This is a genomic window from Kitasatospora sp. NPDC058048, from assembly GCF_042885555.1.
Lineage (GTDB): Bacteria > Actinomycetota > Actinomycetes > Streptomycetales > Streptomycetaceae > Kitasatospora > Kitasatospora lactacystinica.
This window is the reverse complement of record NZ_JBHVRT010000003.1, coordinates 247,946-273,498: the sequence shown is the minus strand read 5'-3', so window position 1 is coordinate 273,498 and position 25,553 is coordinate 247,946. Positions and strand designations below refer to the sequence as shown.

Below are 25,553 nucleotides of genomic sequence, written 5' to 3'. Positions count from 1 at the left end.
CGGGGTAACCCCCTTCCGCCGACTGCGGGGGGTGCTGCCCTGTCCTAAGCGGGTGGGTTGCGGGGGGGGGGGGGGGGATCGGGCCGCGCGAGAAGTCGGACCGGCCGACTTCTCGCGCGCCTACGGCGGAATGGGGGAAACGTTCATTCGTGGGCAGGGGGGAAGCGCGCCGGAAAAACCGGCGCGGCCCGGCCGGAAACGCCCGCACGAGGAGGGGGGCGAGGGCGCGGCCGGTGGGTCTTGCGGGCCTCGCGGATCCCGCCGGACGAATCGGACGGATCGGATCGGACGGATCGGACGGATCGGACGGATCGGCTCGACGGGTCGACGGGTCGACGGGTCGACCCGGACCTCGACGGTGGGGCCGCGTTCCGATCCGCGGGGGCGGAAGCGGAGCACCGGCCGCGGCACGTCCGGGAGACGTGCCGGCAGGACCCGCCGGCGGCGCCCTACAGCAGCGGCGTGAGCCAGCGGCGGAGCAGTTCGGTGTACCGGTCGGGAGCGGTGTTCCAGAGGGTGGCGTGGTCGGCACCGGGGAAGGCCTGGAGGCTCACCACGTCGCGACGGGCGGCGGCCAGCTTCTCGGCGGTGCCGAAGGGCGCGATCCGGTCCTCGGGGCTGTGCAGGAGAAGGGTGGGCACCCGCAGGTCGGTGCCCTCGGCGATGCGGGCGAAGTCGGCGAGGTCGACGCCGGTGCGGCCCTCCGCGGCCAGCGCCCCGAGCTCGGCGGCGACGCCCTGGAAGCCGGCCCGGGCGGCGTCCCGGCGGGCGGAGACCGGGAGGTCGAGCACCGGCGAGTCGAGGATGAGGCCGCTGACGGCGTGCGGCCAGGCGGTGCGGGCCGCGGTCTGGAGGGCCGTGGTCGCGCCGACGGACCAGCCGTAGAGGATCACCTTGCCCGCGCCGCTGTCGAGCGCCAGCCGTACCGCCGCCTCGATGTCGCGCCACTCGGTCTCGCCGAAGTGGCTGAGCCCGTCCGGGGAGGCGGGGGCGCCCTGGTCGCCGCGGTAGGTGACGGCGAGGGTGGGCAGGCCGAGCCGGTCGAGGACGGGGAGCACCGGGAGGGTCTGCTGGCGGTCGGCCTCGGGGCCGTGCACCAGGATCACCCAGGTGCCGCGCTTGCCGTCGAGCCGCCAGGCGGGAAGGGCGCCGAGTTCGCCGTCGGCGGTGGTGTCGGTGAAGGGGAGGCCGAGTGCCTCGGTGGGGTCGCCGAGGAGGACCCGGGGGGTGAAGCGGACCTCGGTGCCGGGGGTGAGCGTGCCCCGGTCGGCGCGAAGCAGCCGGCGGGTGACGCCCCGCTCGTCGCTGTGCAGGACCTCCTCGACGACCGCGTGCCCACCGTCCGCCCACTCGACCGCCCAGCGGCCGGGGCGCAGGCTCTCGGGGCCGCGGGTGAAGGTGACCCGGCCGGGGGCGAGGCCGCGGACCAGGACCGGCCCGGACTCCGGGACGGCGGCCACCGGACGGACCGTCCGCTCGGAGGCCCGACGGCCGATCACCAGCACGGCGGCCCCGACCGCGGCGGCCGCCACGACGGCGGCGGTTCCCCAACGCATTTCGCTCCCCGCTCTGTTGCTCACGGACCGGACGGTGTTCGGGCACCAGTTCACCGGCGCTCCGTCCGCCCGGCCACCGGGCTGGGCCGTCCGGGTCACCCGGGCGGCGGCCCGGCGGCGCCGAGGAGGTGTCGGAAGCGGGCAATGAGGATGGTGGGGCGGGGCGGCGGCGGAGCCGGCGGTGCCCCGGTGGGAGGGGAGGTGGTGTTCCCGGTGGGAGGGACGTGGTGTTCCCGGTGGAGGGCGGCCCCGCGCCGGGCGATCCCCCGGCGCGTCGGCGGCGTCCGCGTGTGACCAACCCCTCCGTGACCTCGGTTGACTCCCGGTTCGGGCCCGTGATGGGATCCTGGGGCCAAACGGAGGCATGGAGAGGAAGCCGGTGGAATTCCGGCGCGGTCCCGCCACTGTCACCGGGGAGCACGCTCGGAACATCGCCACGGCGGCCGTCGACGGCCGCTGGAAGGCTCCGGGGGTGCGTTCGACCCGGAAGCCAGGAGACTCTCGCCCCCGTCACGTCGATCCAGGGCGCGGACCCTGAGTGAGGACACGCACGCGATGCAGGCTGCCCCGCCCCACCGGACTCCGAGCTGCCCTCCGCCGTGCCCCCGATGACCCCGCTCGGGCCCTCCTCCTCGCCGCGCCCGCTGGCCCGCGCCGCCGCGTTCGCGCTCGGCGCCGTCGCGGGCCATGCCGCCGACGCCCGCTTCGCCGACCCCCGCCGGGGCCATCCGGTGGCTGTCTTCGGCAGCGCCGCGACCCGCCTGGAGCGTCGGCTGTGGCGCGACGACCGCGGCGCGGGGGCCGGCTACACGGCGCTGTGCGTGGGCGCGGTCGCGGCGGGCGCGCTCGCCCTGGACCGTACGGTGGGCCGGCGTCCGCTGGGCCGGGCGGTGCTGGCGGCGGCCGCGACCTGGACGGTGCTCGGCGGCACCTCGCTGACCCGGGAGGCGCGCACCATCGGCCGCTCGCTGGCCGCGGGCGACCTCGCGGCCGCCCGGGAGCGGCTGCCGCACCTGTGCGGGCGGGACCCGAGCGCGCTGGACGGCCAGCAGATCGCCCGGGCGGTGGTCGAGTCGGTGGCCGAGAACACCGCCGACGCCGTGGTGAACGCGCTGACCTGGGGCGCCCTGGCCGGCACGCCCGGCCTGCTGGCCTTCCGCGCCGTGAACACCCTGGACGCGATGGTGGGTCACCGCTCGCCGCGCTACGCCCGGTTCGGCTGGGCCTCGGCCCGGCTGGACGACCTGGCGGGCTGGCCGGGCGCCCGGCTGACGGCGCTGCTGACGGTGGCCGCCGCGCCCGAGCCCCGTACGGCCTGGCGGGTCTGGCGGCGCGACGGCTCCGCGCACCCGAGCCCGAACGCGGGCCAGGCCGAGGCGGCGTTCGCCGGCGCGGTGGGCGTACGGCTGGGCGGGGCGCTGCGGTACGGCGAGCGGGTGGAGCACCGGCCCGTGCTGGGTGCGGAGCTGCGGCCGGTGACGGTGGACGACATCGAGCGCGCCTGTGCGCTCTCCCGGCGGGTGGGCGCACTGGCGCTGGGTACGACGGTCGCGGGGCACGTCCTGCTGCGGATGCTGCTGAGGAAGAGGGGACGGGCATGAGCAAGGCGCTGCTGGTCGCGGGGACGACCTCGGACGCGGGCAAGAGCGTGGTGACGGCCGGGATCTGCCGTTGGCTCGTCCGCCAGGGCGTGCGGGTCGCGCCGTTCAAGGCGCAGAACATGTCGCTCAACTCCTTCGTCACCGCCGACGGTGCCGAGATCGGCCGCGCCCAGGCGATGCAGGCGCAGGCCGCCCGGGTGGAGCCGGAGGCGGCGATGAACCCGGTGCTGCTCAAGCCGGGCGCGGACGGCCGCAGCCAGGTGGTGCTGCTCGGCAGGCCGGTGGCGGAGGTGGGCGCGCTGGACTACCGCGAGCGCAAGCCCGTCCTGCTGGAGCGTGCCCTGGAGTGCCTGGCGGACCTGCGCGGCCGCTACGACGTGGTGGTCTGCGAGGGCGCGGGCTCGCCCGCCGAGATCAACCTGCGCGACCGCGACATCGCCAACATGGGCCTGGCGACGGCCGCCGCCCTGCCGGTGGTGGTGGTCGGGGACATCGACCGCGGCGGGGTCTTCGCGGCGATGTACGGGACGCTGGCGCTGCTGTCGGCGGAGGACCAGCGGCACGTGGCCGGCTGGTTCGTCAACAAGTTCCGCGGTGACGCGCGGCTGCTCGCGCCCGGGCTGGAGATGCTGCACGGGCTGACCGGCCGTCCGGTGCTGGGCACGCTGCCGATGCTGCCCGGGCTCTGGCTGGACGCCGAGGACTCGCTGGACCTGTCGACGGTGGTGGACCGGGCGGACGGGCCCGGGCCGTACGGCGCGGACGTGCTGCGGGTGGCCGTGGTGCGCTTCCCGCGGCTGTCCAACTTCACCGACATGGACGCGCTCGCGCAGGAGCCGGGCGTGCTGGTGCGCTGGGCGACCCGCCCGGAGGAGCTGGCCGACGCCGACCTGGTGGTGCTGCCCGGGACCCGGGCCACCGTCGCCGACCTCGCCTGGCTGCGCGAGCGCGGTCTGGAGCCGGCGCTGCGGGCGCGGGCGGCGGCCGGGCTGCCGGTCCTCGGGGTCTGCGGCGGCTACCAGATGCTGGCGCGCTCGATCGTGGACGAGGTCGAGTCGAAGGCGGGGGCCGTCGAGGGCCTCGGCCTGCTGCCGACGCAGGTGCGGTTCGGCGCCGAGAAGGTGCTGGCGAGGCCGGTCGGCGAGGCGTTCGGGCAGCGGGTGGAGGGCTACGAGATCCACCACGGGGTGGTCACCGTCGAGGGCGGGGACACGTTCGTCTCCGACGGCCGGGGACGGAGTCTGGACGGCTGCCGGGTGGGCCCGGTCTGGGGCACGACCTGGCACGGCGCGCTGGAGAACGACGGGTTCCGCCGCGAACTCCTGCGCGAGGTCGCCGCGCTGTCGGGCCGGGCGTTCGTCCCGGCCCCGGACACCTCCTTCGCCGCGGCACGCGAGGCCCGGCTGGACCGGCTGGGCGACCTGATCGAGGAGCACGCCGACACCGACGCGCTGTGGAAGCTGATCGAGGGCGGGGTGCCGGCGGCCGGATCGCTGCCGTTCGTCCCGCCCGGGGCCCCTGGGAGTGACGCATGAGCCGGGTACGGCGGCAGTGCCGGGTACGGCAGCAGAGCCGAGCAGGATCACGGGACCAGGCAGGGTCACGCAACCGGGCAGGATCACCGAGCCGGGCAGGATCACAGGACCGGACAGTGCCGCGGGACCGGGCACGACAGGAGTGGGGTACGGCATGAGTGACGTCCGCTATCCGTTCACCGCGATCGTCGGCATGGCCGACCTGCGGCTCGGGCTGCTGCTGAACGCGGTCTCCCCGGCCGTGGGCGGCGTGCTGGTGCGCGGCGAGAAGGGCACCGCGAAGTCGACCATGGTGCGCGCGCTGGCCGGCCTGCTGCCGTCCATCGCCACCGTGGACGACTGCCGCTTCGCCTGCGACCCGGCCGCGCCCGACCCGCAGTGCCCGGACGGGCCGCACGTCTCCCCGCCCGCTTCCGAACGGCCGGCCCAGCTGGTCGAGTTGCCGGTCGGCGTGGCCGAGGACCGGATCGTCGGCTCGCTCGACCTGGAGCGGGCGCTGGCCGAGGGCGTCAAGGCGTACGAGCCCGGGCTGCTCGCCAGGGCGCACCGCGGCGTGCTCTACATCGACGAGGTGAACCTGCTCCAGGACCACGTGGTGGACCTGCTGCTGGACGCCGCCGCGATGGGCCGCTCCTACGTCGAGCGCGAGGGCGTTTCGGTGCGCCATGCGGCCCGGTTCCTGCTGGTGGGCACGATGAACCCGGAGGAGGGCGAGCTGCGGCCGCAGCTGCTCGACCGGTTCGGCCTGACCGTCGAGATCGCCGCCACCCGGGATCCGGCCGAGCGTGCCGAGGTGGTCCGCCGCCGGCTCGCCTACGACGCGGACCCGGCCGGCTTCGCCGAGCGGTTCGCCGAGGAGGAGCGGGCTCTCGCCGAACGCATCGTCGCGGCGCGGGAGTTGCTGCCCAAGGTCGAGCTGACCGATGTGGCGCTGCGTCAGATCACCGCCGTGTGCGCCGCGTTCGAGGTGGACGGGCTGCGCGCTGACATCGTGATGGCCCGCACGGCCGTCGCACTGGCGGCCTGGGACGGGCGCACCGAGGTGCAGGAGGAGGACGTCCGCAAGGCGGCGCAGCTGGCGCTGCCGCACCGGCGCCGCCGCAACCCCTTCGACGCGCCGGGGCTGGACGAGGAGCAGCTGGAGCGGACGCTGGAGGAGCACGCGCAGCAGGAGGAGCCGGAGCCCGAGGGCGACGGATCCGGCCCGGACGGCGACGGACCGGACGGCGACGGCGACGGCGACGGGCCGGAGGGCGGCCCGGACGGGGGCGGCCCCGACGGCGGCGGCGCGCCCGAGCCGTCCGACGGCGGCCCCGAGGGGTCCGCTCCCGAGCCGTCGGCCCCCGAGGCACCCTCCCCCGAGGGCCCCGAGGCGCCCGCGCAGCAGCCCGTACCCGCCCAACACCCCTCCCCCGCACGGGAGTCGGCTCCGGTCGCGGCCGGGGACCCGTACCGGACGCAGCTGTTCACCGTCAAGGGCACCGGGCACGGCGCCCAGGGCCGCCGCTCCCCCGCCGAGACCACCGGCGGGCACACCATCCGCGCCCGCCGCCCGCAGGGCGCACTCGGCCGGCTGCACCTGACCGCGACCCTCCAGGCCGCCGCGCCGCACCAGGCGGCGCGCGGGCGCAGCGGGCGGGCGCTGGTGGTGCACAAGGACGACTTCCGCGAACAGGTGCGCCAGGGGCGGGAGTCCAACCTGGTGCTGTTCGTGGTGGACGCCTCCGGGTCGATGGCCGCCCGGCAGCGGATGACCACCGTCAAGGGCGCGGTGCTGTCGCTGCTGATGGACGCCTACCAGCGCCGCGACAAGATCGGCATGATCACCTTCCGGGGCGCGGGTGCCGAGCTGGCGCTGCCGCCCACCTCCTCGGTGGAGGTCGGCGCGGCCCGGCTGGAGTCGCTGCCCACCGGCGGGCGGACCCCGCTGGCCGCCGGCCTGCTGCGCGCGCACGAGGTGCTGCGGGTCGAGCGGCTGCGCGACCCGAGCCGGCGCCCGCTGCTGGTCGTGGTGACCGACGGCCGGGCCACCGGCGGGCGGGACGCGCTCGCCCGCTCGCACCGCGCGGCCGCGCTGTTCGCGGCGCAGGGCACGGCAAGCGTGGTGCTGGACTGCGAGTCCGGCCCGGTCCGCCTGGGCCTGGCCCGCACCCTGGCCGGGCTGCTCGGCGGCACCGCCGTCGGCCTGGACGAGTTGCGCGCCGAGGGCGTGGCCTCGCTCGTCCGCGAGAGCCGGTCCGACAACCGTTCTGCGAACCGTGCAACCACCGCGATGCGAAAGGCGGCCTGAGCCGACATGCCCAAGGGTGTCCCCGAGAGCGTTCCCGACGACGGCCTGACGACCCGTCAGCGCCGCACACTGCCGATCACCGCCGTGCACACCGGCCCCGGCAAGGGCAAGTCCACGGCCGCGTTCGGCATGGCGCTGCGGGCCTGGAACCAGGGCTGGCCGGTCGGGGTGTTCCAGTTCGTGAAGTCCGCCAAGTGGAAGGTCGGCGAGGAGAACGCGCTTCGCGTGCTCGGCGCCTCCGGCGAGGGCGGCACCGTCGACTGGCACAAGATGGGCTCCGGCTGGTCCTGGATCCAGCGCTCCGCCGAGCAGGAGATGTCCAGCGAGGAGGCGGCCAAGGAGGGCTGGGAGCAGGTCAAGCGGGACCTCGCGGCCGAGACCTACCGCTTCTACGTGCTGGACGAGTTCACCTACCCGATGCACTGGGGGTGGGTCGACCCGGACGAGGTGGTGGCCGTGCTCAAGGACCGTCCGGGCAGCCAGCACGTCGTCATCACCGGCCGGTACGCGCCCGAGGCGCTGACCGGATTCGCCGACCTGGTCACCGAGATGACCAAGGTCAAGCACCCCATGGACGCCGGCCGCAAGGGCCAGCGCGGTATCGAGTGGTAGGCCGTTGAGCACCGTCCCCCGCCTCGTCGTCGCCGCGCCCTCCTCGGGCGCCGGCAAGACCACCGTCGCCACCGGCCTGATCGCGGCGCTCGCCGCGCGCGGGCTGGCGGTGTCGCCGCACAAGGTCGGCCCCGACTACATCGACCCGGGCTACCACGCGCTCGCCGCCGGTCGCCCGGGCCGCAACCTGGACGCCTTCCTGTGCGGGCCGGAGCGGATCGCACCGCTGTTCCTGCACGGCGCGGCGGGGGCGGACGTCGCGGTGGTCGAGGGGGTCATGGGCCTGTTCGACGGGGCCTCCGGGCGCGGGGAGCTGGCCTCCACCGCGCACGTCTCCAAGCTGCTGCGGGCGCCGGTGGTGCTGGTGGTGGACGGCTCCTCGCAGTCCCGCTCGGTCGCCGCGCTGGTGCACGGCTTCGCCTCCTGGGACCCGCAGGTGCGGCTCGCCGGAGTGATCCTCAACCGGGTCGCCTCCGACCGGCACGAGCAGCTCCTGCGCGAGGCCCTGGAGGAGGGCTCCGGCGTGCCGGTGCTGGGCGCGCTGCGCCGCTCCGCGGCGGTCGCCACGCCGTCCCGCCACCTCGGGCTGATCCCGGCGGTGGAGCGCTCGGCGGAGGCCCTGCGGGCGGTCGCCGACATGGGTGAACTGGTGGCCTCCTCGGTCGACCTGGACGCCCTGCTCGAACTCGCCCGGACGGCGCCGGACCTGGACGCCGAACCGTGGGACCCGTCGGCCGAGGTCACCCCGGTGGCCGGCCGGCCGCGGATCGCGGTGGCGGGCGGCGCGGCCTTCTCCTTCTCGTACGCGGAGAACGCCGAACTGCTCGGCGCGGCGGGCGCGGAGGTGGTCCCGTTCGACCCGCTGCACGCCTCGTCGCTGCCCGAGGGGACGGCCGGCCTGGTGATCGGCGGAGGCTTCCCGGAGCTCTACGTGCGCGAGTTGAGCGGCAACGCCGAACTTCGCGCCGCCATCGCCGGGTTCGCCGCCGCGGGCGGGCCGATCGCCGCCGAGTGCGCCGGACTGCTCTACCTGGGGCGGGAGTTGGACGGCCTGCCGATGTGCGGCGTGCTGGCCACCGACGCCCGGATGACCGAGCGGCTCACCCTCGGCTACCGGGAGGCGGTCGCCCTGCACGACTCCCCGCTGGGCCCGGCCGGCACCAGGCTGCGTGGCCACGAGTTCCACCGCACGGTCTGCGAACCCGGGGCGGGCGAACTCCCGGCCTGGGGCTGGCGCCTTCCCACCGGCCCCCGCACCGAGGGCTTCGGAGGCGGCAACGTGCACGCCTCCTACCTGCACCTGCACTGGGCGGGCGCACCGGCGCTGGCGTCCTCCTTCACGGCCGCGGCGGCGGACTTCGCGGCGGGGGCGGGCTTCGCGACGGGGGCGGCCGGAGCCCTGTAGTCCACGGCTCGTCCCGTCCCCCGGGGCGCCCCCGGACAACGCGGCGACGCCGCGGGGTGTGCCGCCATAGGCTCCGCCCATGCATGTGATCGTTCTCAACGGCGGGTCCAGCTCCGGCAAGTCGAGCATCGCCCGGCGCCTGCAGGAACTGCTGCCGGACCCGTGGCTGCACCTCGGCGCGGACACCATGGTCGAGGCGCTGCCGGCGTCGTTGCGCGACGGAGGCGAGGGGATCGGCGGGCTGGAGGGCGGGAACGGAACGGTCGAGGTCGGCCCGGTCTTCGCCGCGCTGGACGCCGCCTGGACGCTCGGGGTGGCGGCGATGGCCCGGGCCGGGGCGCGGATCGTGGTGGACGAGGTGTTCCTCGGCGGCGCCGCTTCGCAGACCCGGTGGCGGGCGGCACTGGAGGGTCTGGACGTGCTCTGGGTCGGGGTGCGCTGCGATCCTGCGGTGGCCGCGGCGCGAGAGGCCGCGCGCGGCGACCGGGTGGCCGGGATGGCCGCCGCGCAGGCCTCGGCGGTGCACCAGGGCGTCGCCTACGACCTGGTCGTCGACACCTCGCGGGCCTCGGTGGACGACTGTGCCCGGCTCGTCGCCGGGCGCGTGGCGTCCGACGGTTGAGCCGCCCCGGCCGGACCCTGTCGCGCCCCGTCGTACGCGTCCGCACGCCGTCGTCCGGGGCACCGGGTCCGGGCTCGCCGCCTCCGCTACAGCGCGAGGGTCTGCCAGCCCCGGGCGATCTGGTCGTGGACGGCCTCCGGGTCCGGCGCCGGCGACTGGGCCGCCGCCAGCGCCGCGGGCCCGGTCTCCACGATCCGGCGGATCACGCTCCGGTGCTGGTCGCCGCGAACGGGCTGGAGCCGTGCGCCGCGCACACCACGCAGCACGCCCACGCCCACACGTCGGCCGCCGGACCGACCCGCTCCTCGCCGAACTGCTCCGGCGCCATGTACGTCAGGATGCCCGGGCCGCCGCCGGTGGCGGTCAGCCGGGTGCCGTCCACGATCGCCGCGCTGCCGAAGTCCAGCAGGCGCGGGCCGGCCGCGGTCAGCATGATGTCGGCGGGCTTGAGGTCCCGGTGGACGAGCCCCAGCCGGTGCACCCCTGACAGCGCCACGGCCAGCGCCGGCGCGAGGGCACGCAGCGCCTCCGCGGAGCGGATCGCTCCCTGATCGAGCAGAGGGGGTACAGGCGGGCCCCGCCGGATCCCGGGCCTACCGGTCGAGCAGCACGGCGAGGTAGCGGTCGATCTCCTCGCGCAGCTCCTCGGGCATCGGCACGTGCCAGTGCCCGCTGCCGGCCGTCGCGTTGAACAGCACGCCGTCGCACCAGCGGATCAACCGGCGGGAGTCCCCCGTCGGGTCGCTCGAACCGGAGGCGGCGAGCAGTTCGGCGGCTCGCTGGGCGAAGCGCGCGCCCAGACGGTCGTAGAGGGAGCGCAGTTCGGGCCTGCGGGTGGCCTCCAGGGCGAGCTCCAGGCGGGCCAGGGTGATCCGGCGGCCACCTGTGAGCGCCTGGAAGAGCACCTCGGCGCCGACCTCGGCCAGCTGCTCTCGCGGCGGAACGGCGGCCGCCGGCAGCTCGCCCTCGACGAGGACCGGGTAGTCGGCGGTCTCCCGCTCGACGATCCGGGTGAGCACGAGCTCCAGCAGGGCGGCCCTGGTCCGGGCGAGGTTGGAGGTCGAACCGGCGGGCAGGCCGGACGCGTCGTCCACGGCGCGGTGGGTGAGCCCGCGCAGGCCGGCGTCGGCGATCAGGTCGATGGCGGCGTCGGCGATCAGGGTCGGGCGCGGGGGTGTCATGGGTCCGATCATGGCCTTTCCGGAGAGGCTCCCCCAACTCACTACAGCCGTAGTTTACGACTCACTACATACGTAGTACCGTTTCGAGCACCGGGCACTACATCTGTAGTGACCAGAGCGCGCGAGAAGAGGAGCCCCCTCATGGGCCTGCACCAGGCGATCGTCATCGGCGGCGGCATCGGCGGCCTCACCGCCGCCCTCGCCCTCCACCGACAGGGCGTCCCCGTCCGCGTCCACGAGCGCGCCGACTCCCTCGAACCCGTCGGCGCCGGACTCGCCCTGGCCCCCAACGCCCTGCGCTGCCTCGACCGGCTCGGCATCGGCGGGCACCTGCGCGCCCTCGCCACCCCGCACCCCGCCGTCGGCCTGCGCCACCCCTCCGGCCGCTGGCTCGCCCGCACCAGCACGTCGGCCTTCGAGGCCTGCTTCGGCGACACCATCGCCGCCGTCGCCCGCGCCGACGTCATCACTGCCCTGGTCGACGCGCTCCCGGAGGGCGCCGTCCGCACCGGCTCACCCGCCACCCTCGTCACCCCCGGCAGCGCGACCGGGCCCGCCGTCGTCCGCACCGCCGACGGGGAGAAGACGGCCGACCTGGTCGTCGCCGCCGACGGCATCCACTCCGCGACCCGGAGCCTGCTCTTCCCCCGGCACCCCGGCCCCCGCTACAGCGGATTCACCACCTGGCGCACCATCGTCACCCCCGGCCGCCTCCCGGCCGCCGCCGGCGAGGTGTGGGGCCGCGGGAAGCTCGCCGGGATCATCCCGCTCGCCGACGGCCGGGTCTACGTGTACGGCGCCGCCCTCGCCCCAGCCGGCGAACGGGCCGCCGACGGGGACGAGCGGGCCGAACTCCTGCGCCGGTACGGCGATTGGTGCGCCCCCGTACCGCAACTGTTCGCCCTGGCCGAACCCGAGCGGGTCCTGCGCCACGACGTCCGGGACCTCGCCGACCCGCTGCCCGCCCACCACCACGGCCGGGTCACCCTCCTCGGCGACGCCGCCCACGCGATGTGCCCCTTCCAGGGCCAGGGCGCCTGCCAGGCCATCGAGGACGCCCTCGTCCTGGCCTCCCTGCTCACCCCCGGCACCGACCCCGCCGCCGCCCTGCCCGCCTACACCGCCGCCCGGCTCCCCCGCACCACCGCCGTCGTCGCCGGCTCCCGCCGCATCGGCGACCTCGTCGCCCTCCGTTCCCCCGCCGCCACCTTCCTGCGCACCACCGCCCTCACCCTCGCCGGCCTCCTCCCCGCCCGCGCCCTGCTGAGCCGCGCGGCCCCGACGTACAACTGGCGGCCGCCGACCCCGGGCGGGGCGGTATGAGGGGTCCGGGCGGCCGTCAGGCGAGCTTGCCGAAGGTGCCGTCGAGCGGGTCGGACCGGTGGCAGGCGACACAGCGCAGCCGGGTGTAGATCGCCACCGCGCCCATGAAGACGTCCTCGCGCCCGTCGGCCGGGGACTCGGAGGAGGCCGGCTCCCCGCAGTCCAGGCAGACGCGGCGGGGGCGGGCGGCGACCGAGCAGGCGCGGCAGATCAGGTGGGTCGGGTGTTCCGCGTGCACGACGACGGGCTGGGGGCCGCCGTACAGCAGGTGGTCGCACCACGTGCAGGACTCGTCCTGCTGGGCCGCCAGCATCCGGGCCCGGGTCTCCTGCTGCCACTTCGCCGCGTGCTGCAGCGGCACCCTGACGGGCGGTCCCCACCCGGAGGCGGTGAGCCACCGGGCGCCCTCCGCACCGGCGGCCCGCAGCTGGTCGCCGACGGCGATGTCCCTGGGCGTCTTCTCGTTCATCGGGTCTCTCCTCCGCTGGGCTTCCGCAGAGGACAACGCGGCCGGGACGCCGCCGGACACGCGGCCCGGCGTGCCCGGCCCCGGTTCACAGGAGCGGCTCGGTGTCCCCGTGCGCGATGAGCAGCTTGCGCAGCAGGGCGTCGAGCCGGGTGCGCTCGTCCGCGTCGAGGACCGAGAGGATGCGTTCCTCGTTGCCGACGTGGCCGGCCAGGGCGCCGTCGATCAGTTCCTTGCCGGCCGGGGTGAGGCGGACCAGGACGGCGCGGCGGTCGCTCGGGCACGGGTTGCGCTCGACCAGGCCCTTGGCGGACAGCCGGTCGACCCGGTTGGTGATGGCGCCGGAGGTGACCATCGCGGACTTGAGCAGCGCGCGGGCGTTGAGCTCGTACGGCTCGCCGGAGCGGCGCAGGGTGGCCAGCACGTCGAACTCGGAGGAGTCCAGGCCGCAGGCGGTGAAGTACTCGCGCAGGGCGTTGTCGACCCGGACGTTGAGCCGTCGGAGCCGGCCGATCAGGGCCATGGGGCCGGCGTCCAGGTCGGGGCGGGCCCGGGCCCACTGCTCGACGATGTCGTCCACGGTGTCGCGCTGCTGCATGTCCGCCGCCCTCCCGGGGCCGTCCGATCCGAAGCCTTCCGTCCAACGCGGATATCTTAACATTCACATACTTGACGTTCTCCGATCCTGGGCGTAGAAAGTATCTCAACGTTCAGATAATCAACGTTCAGGGGGACGTCATGGCCGTCATGGACCGCAAGCGCGCGGGGATCGCCGTCACCGCCGCACTCGCCCCGGCCGCGTGGGGCACCACCTACCTCGTCACCACCCAGCTGCTGCCCGAGGGCCGCCCGCTGCTGCTCGCCGCCCTCCGCGCCCTGCCGGCCGGACTGCTCCTGCTGCTGATCGGCCGCCGACTTCCCAAGGGGCGCTGGTGGGGGCGCGCGGCCGCCCTCGGGATGCTCAACATCGGGCTGTTCTTCCCACTGATGTTCGTCGGCGCGTACCGCCTGCCCGGCGGCGTCGCCGCCACCATCGGGGCGATCCAGCCGCTGCTCGTCGCCGGGTTCTCGATCGGCGTGCTGCGGGTGCGGCCCGGACGGCGGGCGGTGATCGCGGGACTGGTCGGGGTCGGCGGAGTGGCCCTGCTGGTACTCAAGAGCGGCGCCCGGCTGGACGGCGTCGGGATCGCCTCGATGGTCGCCGGAATCTCGCTGATGGCCATGGGCACCGTCCTCACCCGCCGCTGGGGCCGCCCAGAGGGCGCCACCCTGCTCGACCTCACCGCCTGGCAGCTCCTGGCCGGCTCGGTCTTCCTCGTGCCGCTCGCCGCCGTGGTCGAGGGCGCGCCGCCCGCCCTGAGCGCCGCCAATCTGGCCGGCTTCGCCTACCTCGGCCTGTTCGGCACCGCGCTCGGCTACTTCCTCTGGTTCCGCGGCATCGAGCAGCTCGGCGCCGGCCCGGCCTCCTTCCTCGGCCTGATCAACCCGGTCGTCGCCACCCTCGGCGGCCTCGTCGTCCTCGGCCAGACCCTCACCCCCTGGCAGCTCCTCGGCCTTCTCCTCGCCCTTGCCGCCATGCTCGTCGGCCAGGCCCCCGCCCGCCGCACCCCCGCCCCCGCCCCGACATCGGCACCGGCACCGGCACCGGCCACCGCGCCCACCCCCCAGCCCGAACCGGCCACCGCCCGCTGACCGGGCTGCTCCCCCAGGCCGGCATCTCCCTGAACGCCTGCGCCCCGCCGTCGCGGCGGGGCACAGGCGTATTCGGCGGGCGGCGAGCGATGACGGACGGGCCGCGCGAACGGCGGAACCCGGACCCCGGGCGGCGGGTCAGCCGGTGGCGCGGATGTAGATGTCGGCGGCGCCGGGCAGGCCGCCGGGGATGGTGGCGACGTAGATGCGGCGGGCGGCGGGGGCGTGGGTGGGGAGGTCGGTGGGGGTCGGGGTGGGGGTGGGCGTCCAGGTCGGGGTGGGGAACGGGGCGGGGGTGGGGGCGGGGTCGTCGGGGGTGGGCTCGTCCGGGACGGCCGCGGGGGCCGGTTCGACGGTGGGGTCCTCGGGGTCGGCATCGGAGTCACCGGGGTCCGGGGCGGCGGCGGTGGGGTCGGAGGGCCCGGCCGGGTCGGTGGGCCCGGCGTCCGGGGACGGGCTCTCGGTGGGCGCGGCGGCGGGGTCGGCGGTGGCGGACGGGCCGGGCGCGGGCGCGGGCGTCGGCGCGGACTCGGGGAGCTCCGGGGCCTCGGCCGGCTCGTCACCGCCGAGGGCGGCGAGCAGGTCGGCCGGGAGCGGGGCGGCCGGCCCGGGCGAGGGGAGGTCGTAGGCGCTGAGGAAGTCGCCGAGGCCGGGGGCCCTGCCGCCGCCGAGGCGGTAGTGCAGGTAGGCGACCGGGGCGCCGCCGGAGGTGTGGGTGTAGACCGCGCCGACCGGGACGTAGAAGCGGCCGACGCCGGGATGCTGGGACGGGTGCAGGCCGGCCAGGCGTTCGGCGCGGTCGCGGTCGGTCTCGCGGCCGGTGCCGCCGGCGGTGAGCGCGTTGACGCCGCGCACCACGAGGGCGGCGGCGACGGACACGCAGAGCACCAGCCCGACGGCGACGGTGCGCCGCAGGACCGGGCGGCCGTGCAGGGCGGGCCAGGAGTCGGTCACCGTGCGCTCGGGTGGAATGCCGTCCACGGTTGTCTCGCTCCCCCGTTCGTTCAGGACGCCTGATCAGGACGTCACACTCTGCTCGACGTGGGACCGTAGCCGAGAGTTCCTCAGCCCAGGTAGGCGGGGGCGACCGCAGCCCTGGTGACCGGCTGCGCGCTGCCCGAACCGTCCGCCGGGACGGTCCACAGGTCGGCGCCGTAGTCGCCGGGCAGGGCGTAGACCAGAGTGCCCTGGCCGGACCAGAGCGCCTGGTCGTCGATGTTGCGCTGCTCGGCGGTGGCGGTCTCGGTCATGGTGGCGAGGTCGAGCACATACAGCCGCCACGGGGCGTCGGCGGGCAGGCCGGGAACGCGCTTCTTGTAGGCGACGCGGGTGCCGTCCGGGGAGAGCGAGGGGCACTCGACGTTGTCGTGCAAGGTGGTGAGGGTGCGGGCGGCGAGGTCGCCGCGGACGAGGTGGGTCCGCCCGGCGCTGGCGAGAGTGGCGTAGAAGGTGGTGTCGTCGGCGAAGGTGACGCCCCAGATGTTGATGTCGTGCGCCTGGTACGGGTGGCCGTCCAGGACGACCGAGAAGTCCTCCAGGTTCTCCCGCAGGTTCCAGTCCCGGACGTCCACGATCGAGGTGCGGGTGGAGAAGTCGCTGCCCGCGTACGAGTCGCCGCTGACGAAGACCGTCCAAGCGGCGAGGTGCCCGGACGGGGAGACCCGGGAGCGGGTGGGGATCCCGGCCGCCGGGAACGAGCGGAGCTCGCGCAGGTGGTCGTCCAGGACGACGGCGCGGTAGGTGTCCTCCAGCGCGCCGTGCTGGGCCTGGAGGCAGATGCCGGTGCCGGCGGCGGCGTGGAAGCGCAGGCACTGGACGCCGGAGGCGGTGCGCGGGCCGTCGGGGCGGTCGGCGGCGACGGAGGTGATCTCGTCCCGGTGCGGGCCCCAGGCCATGTTGCGGAACAACAGCTGTCGTCCGCCGGACTGCACCTGTAGTGACACCGGGCCGGACGTGACGGACGGCCCGCCGGGCTGGGCCTGGTCCCGGCGGGCGGTGCGGTCGGCGGCGTTGAGGACGGCCCCGGTGCCGACCGCGCCGAGCAGCACGACGGCGGCCAGCAGGATGATCATCCTGGTGCGGTTCCGCAGGTTCATGGGGTCTCCTCCGGGGACTTCGCGGCGACGGGTCCGGGCTGCTCGGCGACGGGGACGGGCTGACCGGCGGCGGGTCCGGCCGGCCCCGCGGCGGGTCCGGACGGGCGCAGTACCGCCGCCGCGCCGAGCACGCACAGCGCCAGCGCCCCCGCCGACCAGCCCAGCGCCGCCGGGCCGCCGACCACCCCCCACAGCGCGCCGAACAGCAGCGAGCAGGCGAACCGGGCCAGCGCCTGTCCGGTGCCGACCAGGGCGAGCCCGGCGCCGCGCTGCTCGGCGGGTACGGCGTCGGCGGCCGCAGCGGCGAGCACGCCGTCGGTGGCCGCGTAGAAGGTCCCGTGCAGCACCAGCACGCAGAGCACCGCCGGCAGCCCGCGCAGCGGTGACAGCAGCAGCCCGTACGCGAGCAGCAGCACCCCGTGCCCGGCGAGGAAGAGCCGGTGGCGGCCGATCCGGTCGGCGAGCGCGCCGAGCGGGACGGCGAGCAGCAGGAAGGCGGCGGCGGTGCCCAGCGGCAGCAGCGGGAAGAGGCCGACGGGCAGGTCCAGCCGGCGCTGGACGAGCAGGTAGAGGAAGGAGTCGCTGACGGTGGTGAGACCGAGCAGGACGGCGCAGAGCGTCAGCCGGCGCAGCCCCGGCAGCCGCAGCAGGGTGAGGCTGTCGCGCAGCGAGGGGGCGGAAGTCGACAAGTCGTCACCCTGCTGCCGGTTCGGCACGAACAGCAGCAGGATCAGCACCCCGAGCACCGCGACGCACGCGCTGACCGCGAACACCGCGTCGTAGCCGTGCCGCTCGCCGCCGTCGGCGAGCAGCGGGCCGCCGGCCAGCCGCAGCACCAGGAAGGCGGTGAGCGGCCCGAGCAGGGCGCCGGCCGTGTCCATCGCCCGGTGCACCCCGAACGCCCGGCCGCGGTGGGCGGGTTCGGTGGCGAGCGAGATCATCGCGTCCCGGGGGGCGGTGCGCAGGCCCTTGCCGGTCCGGTCGACGGCGATCACGGCACCGATCAGCGGCACGGTGTGGACGAACAGCAGCAGCGGCCGGCACAGCGCGGACAGCCCGTACCCGACGGCCGCGACGGTCTTGTGGCGGGCCGCGCCGTCGCGGCCGCGGCGGTCGGAGAGGTGGCCGCCGACCAGCCGGACCAGTGCGCTGAAGCCGTTCTGGATGCCGTCGAGCAGACCGAAGCCGAGCGGGGAGAGGCCGAGACCGGTGAGCAGGTAGAGCGGGAGGACGGCGGTGACCATCTCCGAGGAGATGTCGGTGACCAGGCTGACCGCACCGAGGGCGACCACCGCCCCGGGCACGGCGCCCCGCCGCACCGGGCCCACGGCCGGCCCGGCGGTGGTCGGCATGGCGGGGGACGGCCCGTCGGGAGGCTGCCCGGCGGGGGCCTTCGAGCTGCGCGAGTCCGCGACGTACACGGCCGTCAGTTCCGGATTCCGGTGCGGCCGACGGCGCCCGCGGAGCGCGGCCGGGCACGGGGCCGGGGACGGCTGCCGGGGGCGAGGGTTCCGGGGGCGCGCAGTCGTGCGAAGGCCATGGGGTCCTCCGGAGGTCGGGGATTCCTGGGCGGGAGCGCCGAGAACAGTAGGAGCGCCGTGGTGTCGTGTACCGCACAACGCAGATGAAGAACAGGCGAACAGCTGCCGCGCCGCGGCGGACCCGGCACGGACGGAGCAGACGGCAGACCCGGCGCCAACGGCGGACCCGGCACGGACGGCGCGGACGGCGGACCCGCGTCGGAGGTCACACCCACCGCGATTGACCCGTTCCGGCCGGGCGTGGTGGGATCACCGGAGCTCGGGACGAAAGGTGCGGCACGTGAGCGAACCGGTCGCCGGCGCCCCCCGAACCCTGGTGGTGGGGATCGGCGCGAGCAGCGGCGCCGAACGGACCGAGGTCCTGCGACTGCTCACGGACACCCTCCGGGAGGCCGGCCTGACGCCGTCCGCCGTGGCCCGGCTGGCCACCGTGACGGGCAGGGCGGACCACCCGGCGGTGCGCTGGGCGGCCGACCACCTCGCCGGGGTGCCGGTGGACGAGCACCCGCCCGAGGTGCTGGCGGGCGTGCCGGTGCCGAACCCCTCCGCGACCGTCGGTACGGCCGTCGGCACCGCGAGCGTGGCCGAGGCGGCGGCACTGGCGAGCGCGCCGGGCGGCCGGCTCCTGGTCACCAAGCGGAAGTCGGCGCGGGCCACGGTCGCGATCGCCCGGACGGCGGCGCACGGACGTCTCGCGCCGCTCGACGTGGACGCGGACCCGCCGCCACCCGCCTGCCCACCGGCACCACCAGCCCCGACCGGCACCAGCCGAACCACCTGGGCCACCCGAGCCGCCCGAAACCCGAAGCACCCGAAGCACCCGAAGCACCCGCAAGGAGACCCCGCGTGACCGCCCCCGAACCCGACCTGCGCCACCACGGCGACGCCGAGGTGCGCGCCGACGGGCTCGGCCTGGTCGACCTCGCCGTCAACGTCCGCACCGGCACTCCCCCGGCGTGGCTGCGCGAGCACCTCGCGGCCACGCTCGGCGACCTCGCCGCCTACCCCGACCAGAGCGCCGCTCGCGCCGCGGTGGCCGCCCGGCACGCCCGCCCGGTCGAGGAGGTGCTGCTCACCTCGGGGGCCGCGGAGGCCTTCGTCCTGCTGGCAAGGGTTCTGACTCCACGTCACATCGTCGTGGTGCACCCGCAGTTCACCGAGCCGGAGGCGGCCCTGCGGGACGCCGGGCACCGGGTGCACCGGGTACTGCTCTCCCCCGAGGACGGGTTCCGGCTGGGCGCCGTCCCCGAGGAGGCGGACCTGGTCGTCCTCGGCAACCCGACCAACCCGACCTCCGTGCTGCACCCCGCCGAGGCCGTCGCCGCGCTGGCCCGGCCGGGGCGCACCCTGGTGGTGGACGAGGCGTTCATGGACACCGTGCCGGGCGAGCGGGAGTCCCTCGCCTCCGCCCGGGATCTGCCCGGCCGGGTCGTCGTGCTGCGCAGCCTCACCAAGACCTGGGGGCTGGCCGGACTGCGGATCGGCTATGTGCTCGGGCCCGCACCGCTGATCGCCGACCTCGGCGCCGCCCAGCCGCTCTGGCCGGTCTCCACCCCGGCACTGGCCGCCGCCGAGGTGTGCAGTGGCCCGGCGGCGCTCGCCGAGGCCGATCTGGCCGCGGCCGAACTGGCGCTCCGGCGCGAGCACTTGGTGAAGGGCCTGGCCGCCTTCCGGTCGGTGCGGCTGTACGGCGAGCCGGCCGCTTCCTTCGTCCTGGTCCGGCTGCCGGATGCGGCGACCGTCCGGCAGCGGTTGCGCGAGCACGGCTTCGCCGTCCGGCGCGGGGACACCTTCCCGGGGCTGGGTGAGGAGTGGCTGCGGATCGCCGTCCGGGACGAGGAGACCACCGACCGATTCCTCAACGCCCTTGAGGCCGTACTCGGTTCGGCCTGACCGGCGCGGCACCAGCGCCCCCCGGACGCCCGCCGTCCGCCCGTCCGCCCATCCGGCCGGACGGGCGAACGAACGGACAGACGAACGACCGAACGGCCGGCCGGGCAACCAGCCGGCCCGACGTGCAAACAGCTCAGCCCGCACCGACGCGGCGAGCGCTACCGGAGCCCGAGCGCCTCCGCCGCCAGGGCGGTGCCCTTCACCCGGGCCGCGATCTTGGCGAAGGCGGTGTCCCGCGAGGTGGAGGCGTCGTCGGCGAAGGGCGAGAATCCGCAGTCGTCGGTCGTGCCGAGCTGGTCGACCGGAATGTGCCGGGCCGCGGCCAGCACCCGGTCGCGCACCTCCTCCGGGGTCTCCACCCTGGGGTCGATCGGGTCGGTCACCCCGACGAACACCCGGATTCCGGAGCGGAGTTGATCCGCGATGACGGCGAGCACGCGGTCGGGGTCGGCCTCGCTCGCCAGCTGCACGTAGAAGTTGCCGACCTTGAGCCGGAAGAGCTTCGGCAGCAGCTCTGCGTAATCGACGTCCAGGCTGTGGGTGGAGTCCTGGTCCCCGCCCGGGCAGGTGTGCACGCCGAGGCGGGCCCGCTCCTCCTCGGTGAACCGGTCGAGCACCTGGTTGTTGAGGGCCACGAAGTCGTCGAGCAGGCTGCCCGACGGGTCGAGCTTGAGCGACAACCTGGCCTCGGTGAAGTCGAGTTGGACGACGTGGGCGCCCGCGTCCAGGCAGCCGCGGATGTCGGCCTCGGCCTCGTCGGCCAGGTCCTTCAGGAAGTTCTCGCGCGAGTACCCGTCGATGCCGTCGGCCGGGTAGAGCAGGCTGAGCGCGGAGGGTGCGATGACGGCCTGTTTGACGGGCTGCGAGGTGTGGCGCAGGGCTTCGCGCAGGTAGGTCTCGGCACGGACGCGGTAGCGGAAGGGTCCGGCGGTCAGCCGCGGCAGCTGCCGGGTGTGCCCGTCGGCGAAGGGGATGACGGCGCCGTCCCCGGCGAGGGAGGTCAGCCCGGCGAGGGGGTAGGTGACGAAGCTCGGCTTGGCCTGCTCGCCGTCCACCAGGACGGGGCAGCCGAGCTCCGCCAGCCTGGCCAGGGTGTCGGCGGTGGCCTCGTCCTGCAGCTTCTTCAGGTCGGCGTCGGACAGCCGCCCTTCGGCGTGTTCGGTGAGGGCGTTGAGCAGGCTGCTCGGCCGGGGGATGCTGCCGATGGGCTCCGTGAGAATGGTCATGACGGGACGGTAGAAAGGGCGGCGCCCCGAGCACAACGGGGCGCACGGCGCATTCCGCCCGACCGTTCACACTCCGCGCGCCCCACCCTTCTGCGTTCACGCCCCCGGAACGGCACACCCCTCCGCCCAATCCCGTAGCGTGGCGAAGTCCTCGGCCAACAGGCCGATCCGGGGGTTGACGTGCAGGGCCAGCGCCCGCCCGGGATGGTGGGCGGCGATCCACTCCTCGTCCTGCGGGCCGAGTTCGTCGTCCACCCAGACGAACGGGCGTCCGGCGGCCCAGGCGACCACGTCCCGGGTCTTCCAGTGCAGCCCGTCCGCGTTAATCCCGAACAGGTCGGACCAGCGGATGTACGGCAGTTCGGGCAGGCCGATGTGCGGGCCTATGTGGGTGTTCGCCTCGCCCATCCAGCCGGTGGCCCACACCAGTTCGTACGGCAGCGCCAGCAGCGCCTCGCCGTGGGAGGGGTTGAGCCAGACCCGCAGCGGCTTGACCCGGACGGCGGGCGGCTTGGCGTGCTTGGCGCGGGTCGCCTGCCGGGCCTGGACCGCCGCCAGGTGCTCCTGCTTCGCCACCCACCAGGAGGGGCGCAGCCGGTGGGTGGCGTAGCCCTCGGGCCTCCGCTTCGGCGCGGCGTAGGGATTGAGCGGTCCGTCCACGTCGAGCAGGAGCAGGGGCTGCTGGGTCATGCCATGAATTCTCGGTCCGGTGAGGGCGCTTGACCAGCGATTTGCCGGCCGCGATCGGTCGGACGGAGCCCCGGGGCGTCCCGGCCGCGATCGGCCGGGCGGAGCCCCGGGGCGGTCCCGACCGCGCCGCCCGGCCCGCCCCGGCTCCAGGCGTCACGGGCGGTCCCACAGGTTGCGGGCGGCGAGCAGCGGGAGCACGCCCTCCCCGAACCAGTACGCCTCTTCCAGGTGCGGCATTCCGCTCAGCACGAACTCGTCGATGCCCAGCGCGTGGTACTCGCAGATCAGGTCCGCGACCTCCCGATGGCTGCCCACCAGTGCCGTCCCGGCGCCGCCGCGCAGCAGGCCGATGCCGGCCCAGAGGCCGGGGTACACCTCCAGCCGCTGCGCGGAGCCGCCGTGCAGCGCGAGCATCCGCCGCTGCCCCTCCGACTCGCTCTCGGCGAGCGCCCGTTGGGTCTGCCGCACCCGGGCCGGGTCCATCGCGGCGAGCAGCCGTTCGGTCTCCGCCCAGGCCTGCGCGGCGGTGTCCCGGGTGATCACGTGCAGGCGGATGCCGAACCGGACGGCCCGGCCCCGGGCGGCGGCCAGTTCGCGGATCCAGCGGATCTTCTCCCGGACCTGGGCGGGCGGCTCGCCCCAGGTCAGGTAGACGTCGGCGTACCGGGCCGCGACGTCGCCGGCGGCCGGGGAGGAGCCGCCGAAGTACACCGCCGGCACCGGGTCCGGCAGCCGGTTCAGCCGCGCGCCCTCGACCCGCAGGTGCGGCCCGTGGTGGTCGACCGTCTCCCCCGCCCAGAGCCGTCGGGTGATGTCCAGGAACTCGCCGGTCCGCGCGTACCGGGCGTCCTTGTCCAGGAAGTCCCCGAAGGCGCGTTGCTCGGCGGACTCCCCGCCGGTCACCACGTTGAGCAACAGCCGCCCACCGGAGTGCCGCTGGTAGGTCGCGGCCATCTGCGCGGCCAGTGTCGGGCTGATCTGTCCGGGCCGGAACGCCACCAGGTACTTCAGCCGCTCGGTCACCTGGCTGAGCATCGCGGTGGTCAGCCAGGCGTCCTCGCACCAGGCCCCGGTCGGCGTGAGCACGCCCTCGAAGCCCAACTGCTCGGCGCTGCGGGCGATCTGGCCGAGGTAGCCGATGCCCGGCGGCCGGTCCGACCCGGCGGCGCCGGGCGTGGAGCCGTGCCCGCCGCCGACGATCAGCCGGCTGTCGCCGTTGGTGGGGAGGAACCAGTGGAAGGTGAGAGCCATGGACGGACACACTCCTGGGGCCGGTGCTGCCTGCGGTCGGTTGTCGGAACCCACTCGCGGCGACACCCGTCCGCCCACACCCGCCCCAGGTCCACGTGCAGCCTGCGCACGAGAAGGGGGCGGCCCGGAGCAGTCATGCCCCGATTCTCCGCGTCTCCCCCACCCCGATCAAGCCCCCGGGCTCCCGGCCCCGACCCTCGGAGGCCCCGACGCCGCAACGCCCGCGGGCCCCCTCCTGCACCGGGAGGGGGCCTGCGGGCGTGACGTGGCGAGGGTGCCGGGTACAGCGGTGGATCAGACCTGGCCGGCCTTCTCCAGGGCCGCGCAGCAGGTGTTGATCAGGAGGCGGGTGACGACGTAGGGGTCGACGTTGGCGTTCGGGCGGCGGTCCTCGATGTAGCCCTTCTTGTCCACCTCGACCTGCCACGGGATGCGCACGGAGGCGCCGCGGTCGGAGACGCCGTAGCTGTAGACGTTCCACGGGGCGGTCTCGTGCTTGCCGGTGAGGCGGGACTGGATGTCGTCGCCGTACTGGCTGACGTGCTCCAGCACCTTCTCCTGGGAGGCGCCGAGCGACTCGCAGGCGGTGATGATGGCGTCGTAGCCCTCGCGCATCGCCTTGGTGGAGAAGTTGGTGTGGGCGCCCGCGCCGTTCCAGTCGCCCCTGGCCGGCTTGGCGTCCAGGGTGGCGTCGATGCCGAACTCCTCGGCGGTGCGGTACAGCAGGTAGCGGGCGATCCACATGTCGTCGGAGACGGTCAGCGCGTCGACCGGGCCGATCTGGAACTCCCACTGGCCGGGCATGACCTCGGCGTTGATGCCGCAGATGGCCAGGCCGGCGTCGATGCAGCGGTCCAGGTGCAGCTCGACGATCTCGCGGCCGAAGACCTCCTCGGCGCCGACACCGCAGTAGTAGCCGCCCTGCGGGGCCGGGAAGCCACCCTCCGGGAAGCCGAGCGGGCGGGAGCCCTTGAAGAAGGTGTACTCCTGCTCGATGCCGAAGATCGACTCCTGCGCGGCGTACTTCTCGGCGACCTCACGCAGCAGGGCGCGGGTGTTGGAGACGTGCGGGGTGCCGTCCGTCTCCAGGACCTCGCAGAGGACCAGGATGTTGTCGCCGCCGCGGATCGGGTCCGGCGTCACGCGCACCGGGTCCAGCACGCGGTCCGAGGCGTGGCCCTCGGCCTGGCTGGTCGAGGAACCGTCGAAGCCCCAGGTGGGGATCTTGTCGGCGTTGGGCAGGACGCGAGTCTTGGAACGGAGCTTCGCGGTCGGCTTGGTGCCGTCGATCCAGATGTACTCGGCCTTGATTGCCACGTCGTGTCCCTCGCATTGCTGGGTGGTGGGTGCCCGCGTAGCGTTGCAAGCCGCCGTTTCCCGGTTGTTCCTCTCGTGTAACGCGCATGTGAACCAACCGTCCGCGTTGGCACGGTCACGGTGCGGGAGTGCCGGGGGTGGCACTCCCGCTGTTCCGGGTGCCGTCGGTGACGGCGCGGGCATGGTCAGTGACGACGGGCGTGCGCGGCGCGACGGCGCCGGGTGGCCCACAGCGCGGCCGCTCCGCCCGCGACCAGGGCGGCGGCCCCCGCGGCGAGCGGGCCGGTGGCGCTGCTGCCGCCGGTGGCGGCCAGCTTCTCCGCCTTCTCCGACTTCTCCACCGCGGCCTGCGGACCGGCGGCCCGCGAGGTGGTGGTGTCGGCGACCGGCTGAGCCGCGGGCGCACTGGCGGACGTGTCGGCCGGCGCGGTACCCGTGGTGGTCGGAGCGGTCGGGGCGGTCGACGGCGCGGAGGGCTTCTCGCAGCTCACCGAGGCGACGGTGACCTTCCCGGTGACCTTGGCGACGTTCAGGTTGAGCGGGTTCACCTCCACCTGCACCTCCAGCGCGGAGGCGGCGGCGGTGGTCGTGGTGACGGTCTTCTTGGAGAACTCCACCGAGACACTGCCGACCAGCGGCACGTCCACCTTGGTCGGGCCGTACACGCCGACGGTGACCGGCTTGCCGAGCACGCTGAGCTTGACCGGCGCGACCACGTCGGCGGTCGGCTGCCCGTCGACCGGACAGGTCGCCTCGGCGCTCATCGCCTCCAGGCCGAGCAGCGCGGTGGTGGGCAGCCCGGGGGCGTGCACGTCGGCGTTGACCAGCTTGACGGAGGCGGTGGCGCCCTTGGCGTCGACCCTGGTCACCGACTTGCCGATGTCGGCCTTGACGAGCTCGACCGGGCCGGTCTGGTCGACCCCGGCCACCGTGGCCGTCAGGATCGATCCGTCGCGCTGCGCCGGCGACTCCACCTTGTTCAGCGCGATGTTCACCGGGACGTCCACCGCCTTGTTCAACAGGCTGACGTCCAGGTCGAGTTCGGCGGTGACGGCGCGGGCCTTGCCGGGTGACGGGGCGGGCTCGGCCGCGTGGACGGGCGCGGCGGTGAGCAGGGTGCTCGCCACCACGGCGGTGGCCGCGGCGGCGGAAACGATTCGGCGAGAAGACATGGCGATACCCCCACACAGATGAAACGATGAGACGCCAGTCTTCTCGAACAATCCGTCACATGAGTAACACAGAAAGTCATTTCA

General features: G+C 75.2%; 23 protein-coding genes and 1 riboswitch. Of the genes, 10 read left to right on the top strand and 13 right to left on the bottom strand.

The features are described 5' to 3' along the window. Nucleotides 1–449: 449 nt before the first annotated feature. Nucleotides 450–1,556: an alpha/beta hydrolase gene (locus tag ACFVVA_RS04990; protein WP_387685791.1), complete on the bottom strand. Its 1,107-nt coding sequence runs from the start codon at nucleotides 1,554–1,556 to the stop codon at nucleotides 450–452. Between the two features lie 368 nt (nucleotides 1,557–1,924). Beyond that, a riboswitch (cobalamin riboswitch) is annotated at nucleotides 1,925–2,057 on the top strand. A 107-nt stretch (nucleotides 2,058–2,164) separates the two neighbouring features. Here ACFVVA_RS04990 and ACFVVA_RS04985 point away from each other — a divergent pair. From ACFVVA_RS04985 to cpt, 6 genes are all read left to right on the top strand, one after another. Further along, nucleotides 2,165–3,157 (top strand): cobalamin biosynthesis protein, encoded by a 993-nt coding sequence (locus tag ACFVVA_RS04985; RefSeq protein ID WP_387685789.1) that lies wholly within the window; start codon nucleotides 2,165–2,167, stop codon nucleotides 3,155–3,157. Beyond that, nucleotides 3,154–4,692 carry a cobyric acid synthase gene (locus ACFVVA_RS04980; protein ID WP_380354269.1) on the top strand — a complete coding sequence of 513 codons (1,539 nt, stop codon included), beginning with the start codon at nucleotides 3,154–3,156 and terminating at the stop codon, nucleotides 4,690–4,692. Before ACFVVA_RS04985 ends, ACFVVA_RS04980 begins: the two co-directional genes overlap by 4 nt. Before the next feature lie 154 nt (nucleotides 4,693–4,846). Beyond that, entirely contained in the window at nucleotides 4,847–6,982 is a 2,136-nt protein-coding gene (locus ACFVVA_RS04975; protein WP_387685786.1) for a putative cobaltochelatase, read from the top strand. Between the two features lie 6 nt (nucleotides 6,983–6,988). Then, complete coding sequence (cobO, locus tag ACFVVA_RS04970) at nucleotides 6,989–7,594, top strand: cob(I)yrinic acid a,c-diamide adenosyltransferase (protein ID WP_049655361.1); 606 nt, start codon at nucleotides 6,989–6,991, stop codon at nucleotides 7,592–7,594. Nucleotides 7,595–7,598: 4 nt separating this feature from the next. Then, on the top strand, nucleotides 7,599–8,999 hold the full coding sequence (locus tag ACFVVA_RS04965; protein WP_387685784.1) for a cobyrinate a,c-diamide synthase: 1,401 nt from the start codon (nucleotides 7,599–7,601) through the stop codon (nucleotides 8,997–8,999). Nucleotides 9,000–9,084: 85 nt separating this feature from the next. After that, entirely contained in the window at nucleotides 9,085–9,621 is a 537-nt protein-coding gene (gene cpt / locus ACFVVA_RS04960) for a chloramphenicol phosphotransferase CPT (protein WP_387685904.1), read from the top strand. 202 nt (nucleotides 9,622–9,823) lie between these two features. Here the strand turns inward: cpt and ACFVVA_RS04955 are convergent, their stop codons facing one another. Together ACFVVA_RS04955 and ACFVVA_RS04950 are read right to left on the bottom strand one after the other, a co-directional pair. Then, nucleotides 9,824–10,162 carry a protein kinase gene (locus ACFVVA_RS04955; RefSeq protein ID WP_387685902.1) on the bottom strand — a complete coding sequence of 113 codons (339 nt, stop codon included), beginning with the start codon at nucleotides 10,160–10,162 and terminating at the stop codon, nucleotides 9,824–9,826. Nucleotides 10,163–10,214: 52 nt separating this feature from the next. Then, nucleotides 10,215–10,802, bottom strand: a complete 588-nt coding sequence (locus ACFVVA_RS04950) for a TetR/AcrR family transcriptional regulator (RefSeq protein WP_387685782.1) — start codon at nucleotides 10,800–10,802, stop codon at nucleotides 10,215–10,217. Nucleotides 10,803–10,943: 141 nt separating this feature from the next. Between ACFVVA_RS04950 and ACFVVA_RS04945 the strand changes: the two genes are divergently transcribed. After that, a complete protein-coding gene (locus ACFVVA_RS04945; RefSeq protein WP_387685779.1) occupies nucleotides 10,944–12,125 on the top strand; it encodes an FAD-dependent monooxygenase in 1,182 nt (393 codons plus the stop codon). A 16-nt stretch (nucleotides 12,126–12,141) separates the two neighbouring features. Here ACFVVA_RS04945 and ACFVVA_RS04940 read toward each other — a convergent pair whose 3' ends face one another. Together ACFVVA_RS04940 and ACFVVA_RS04935 are read right to left on the bottom strand one after the other, a co-directional pair. Beyond that, a complete protein-coding gene (locus ACFVVA_RS04940; protein WP_387685777.1) occupies nucleotides 12,142–12,594 on the bottom strand; it encodes a hypothetical protein in 453 nt (150 codons plus the stop codon). A gap of 85 nt (nucleotides 12,595–12,679) precedes the next feature. Continuing rightward, nucleotides 12,680–13,189: a MarR family winged helix-turn-helix transcriptional regulator gene (locus ACFVVA_RS04935; RefSeq protein ID WP_387685775.1), complete on the bottom strand. Its 510-nt coding sequence runs from the start codon at nucleotides 13,187–13,189 to the stop codon at nucleotides 12,680–12,682. A gap of 140 nt (nucleotides 13,190–13,329) precedes the next feature. Here ACFVVA_RS04935 and ACFVVA_RS04930 point away from each other — a divergent pair, with 140 nt between their 5' ends. Further along, nucleotides 13,330–14,283 carry an EamA family transporter gene (locus ACFVVA_RS04930; protein ID WP_387685772.1) on the top strand — a complete coding sequence of 318 codons (954 nt, stop codon included), beginning with the start codon at nucleotides 13,330–13,332 and terminating at the stop codon, nucleotides 14,281–14,283. Between the two features lie 138 nt (nucleotides 14,284–14,421). On the opposite strand, the gene ACFVVA_RS04925 is transcribed toward ACFVVA_RS04930, so the two are convergent. The 3 genes from ACFVVA_RS04925 to ACFVVA_RS04915 all read right to left on the bottom strand — a co-directional run bounded on the left by ACFVVA_RS04925 (nucleotide 14,422) and on the right by ACFVVA_RS04915 (nucleotide 17,800). Beyond that, entirely contained in the window at nucleotides 14,422–15,264 is an 843-nt protein-coding gene (locus ACFVVA_RS04925; protein ID WP_387685770.1) for a hypothetical protein, read from the bottom strand. An 83-nt stretch (nucleotides 15,265–15,347) separates the two neighbouring features. After that, nucleotides 15,348–16,379, bottom strand: coding sequence for a TolB family protein (locus ACFVVA_RS04920; RefSeq protein ID WP_387685767.1), 1,032 nt, complete (start codon nucleotides 16,377–16,379; stop codon nucleotides 15,348–15,350). After that, nucleotides 16,376–17,800, bottom strand: coding sequence for an MFS transporter (locus tag ACFVVA_RS04915; protein WP_387685765.1), 1,425 nt, complete (start codon nucleotides 17,798–17,800; stop codon nucleotides 16,376–16,378). Before ACFVVA_RS04915 ends, ACFVVA_RS04920 begins: the two co-directional genes overlap by 4 nt. A gap of 400 nt (nucleotides 17,801–18,200) precedes the next feature. Here ACFVVA_RS04915 and ACFVVA_RS04910 point away from each other — a divergent pair, with 400 nt between their 5' ends. Next, nucleotides 18,201–18,770, top strand: coding sequence for a cobalamin biosynthesis protein (locus ACFVVA_RS04910; protein ID WP_387685763.1), 570 nt, complete (start codon nucleotides 18,201–18,203; stop codon nucleotides 18,768–18,770). After that, nucleotides 18,767–19,813 (top strand): Rv2231c family pyridoxal phosphate-dependent protein CobC, encoded by a 1,047-nt coding sequence (gene cobC, locus ACFVVA_RS04905; protein WP_387685761.1) that lies wholly within the window; start codon nucleotides 18,767–18,769, stop codon nucleotides 19,811–19,813. Before ACFVVA_RS04910 ends, cobC begins: the two co-directional genes overlap by 4 nt. A gap of 158 nt (nucleotides 19,814–19,971) precedes the next feature. Here the strand turns inward: cobC and ACFVVA_RS04900 are convergent, their stop codons facing one another. From ACFVVA_RS04900 to ACFVVA_RS04880, 5 genes are all read right to left on the bottom strand, one after another. Further along, nucleotides 19,972–21,039: a cobalamin-independent methionine synthase II family protein gene (locus ACFVVA_RS04900; RefSeq protein WP_387685759.1), complete on the bottom strand. Its 1,068-nt coding sequence runs from the start codon at nucleotides 21,037–21,039 to the stop codon at nucleotides 19,972–19,974. A gap of 96 nt (nucleotides 21,040–21,135) precedes the next feature. After that, entirely contained in the window at nucleotides 21,136–21,729 is a 594-nt protein-coding gene (locus ACFVVA_RS04895) for a hypothetical protein (RefSeq protein WP_387685757.1), read from the bottom strand. 153 nt (nucleotides 21,730–21,882) lie between these two features. Next, nucleotides 21,883–22,980, bottom strand: a complete 1,098-nt coding sequence (locus tag ACFVVA_RS04890) for an LLM class flavin-dependent oxidoreductase (protein ID WP_387685755.1) — start codon at nucleotides 22,978–22,980, stop codon at nucleotides 21,883–21,885. A gap of 294 nt (nucleotides 22,981–23,274) precedes the next feature. Continuing rightward, nucleotides 23,275–24,297, bottom strand: a complete 1,023-nt coding sequence (gene glnII / locus ACFVVA_RS04885) for a glutamine synthetase (protein ID WP_387685753.1) — start codon at nucleotides 24,295–24,297, stop codon at nucleotides 23,275–23,277. Between the two features lie 185 nt (nucleotides 24,298–24,482). After that, the gene (locus ACFVVA_RS04880; protein WP_387685751.1) at nucleotides 24,483–25,469 is read right to left on the bottom strand and encodes an SCO1860 family LAETG-anchored protein; all 987 of its coding nucleotides are present in this window, start codon (nucleotides 25,467–25,469) and stop codon (nucleotides 24,483–24,485) included. Nucleotides 25,470–25,553 lie beyond the last annotated feature (84 nt).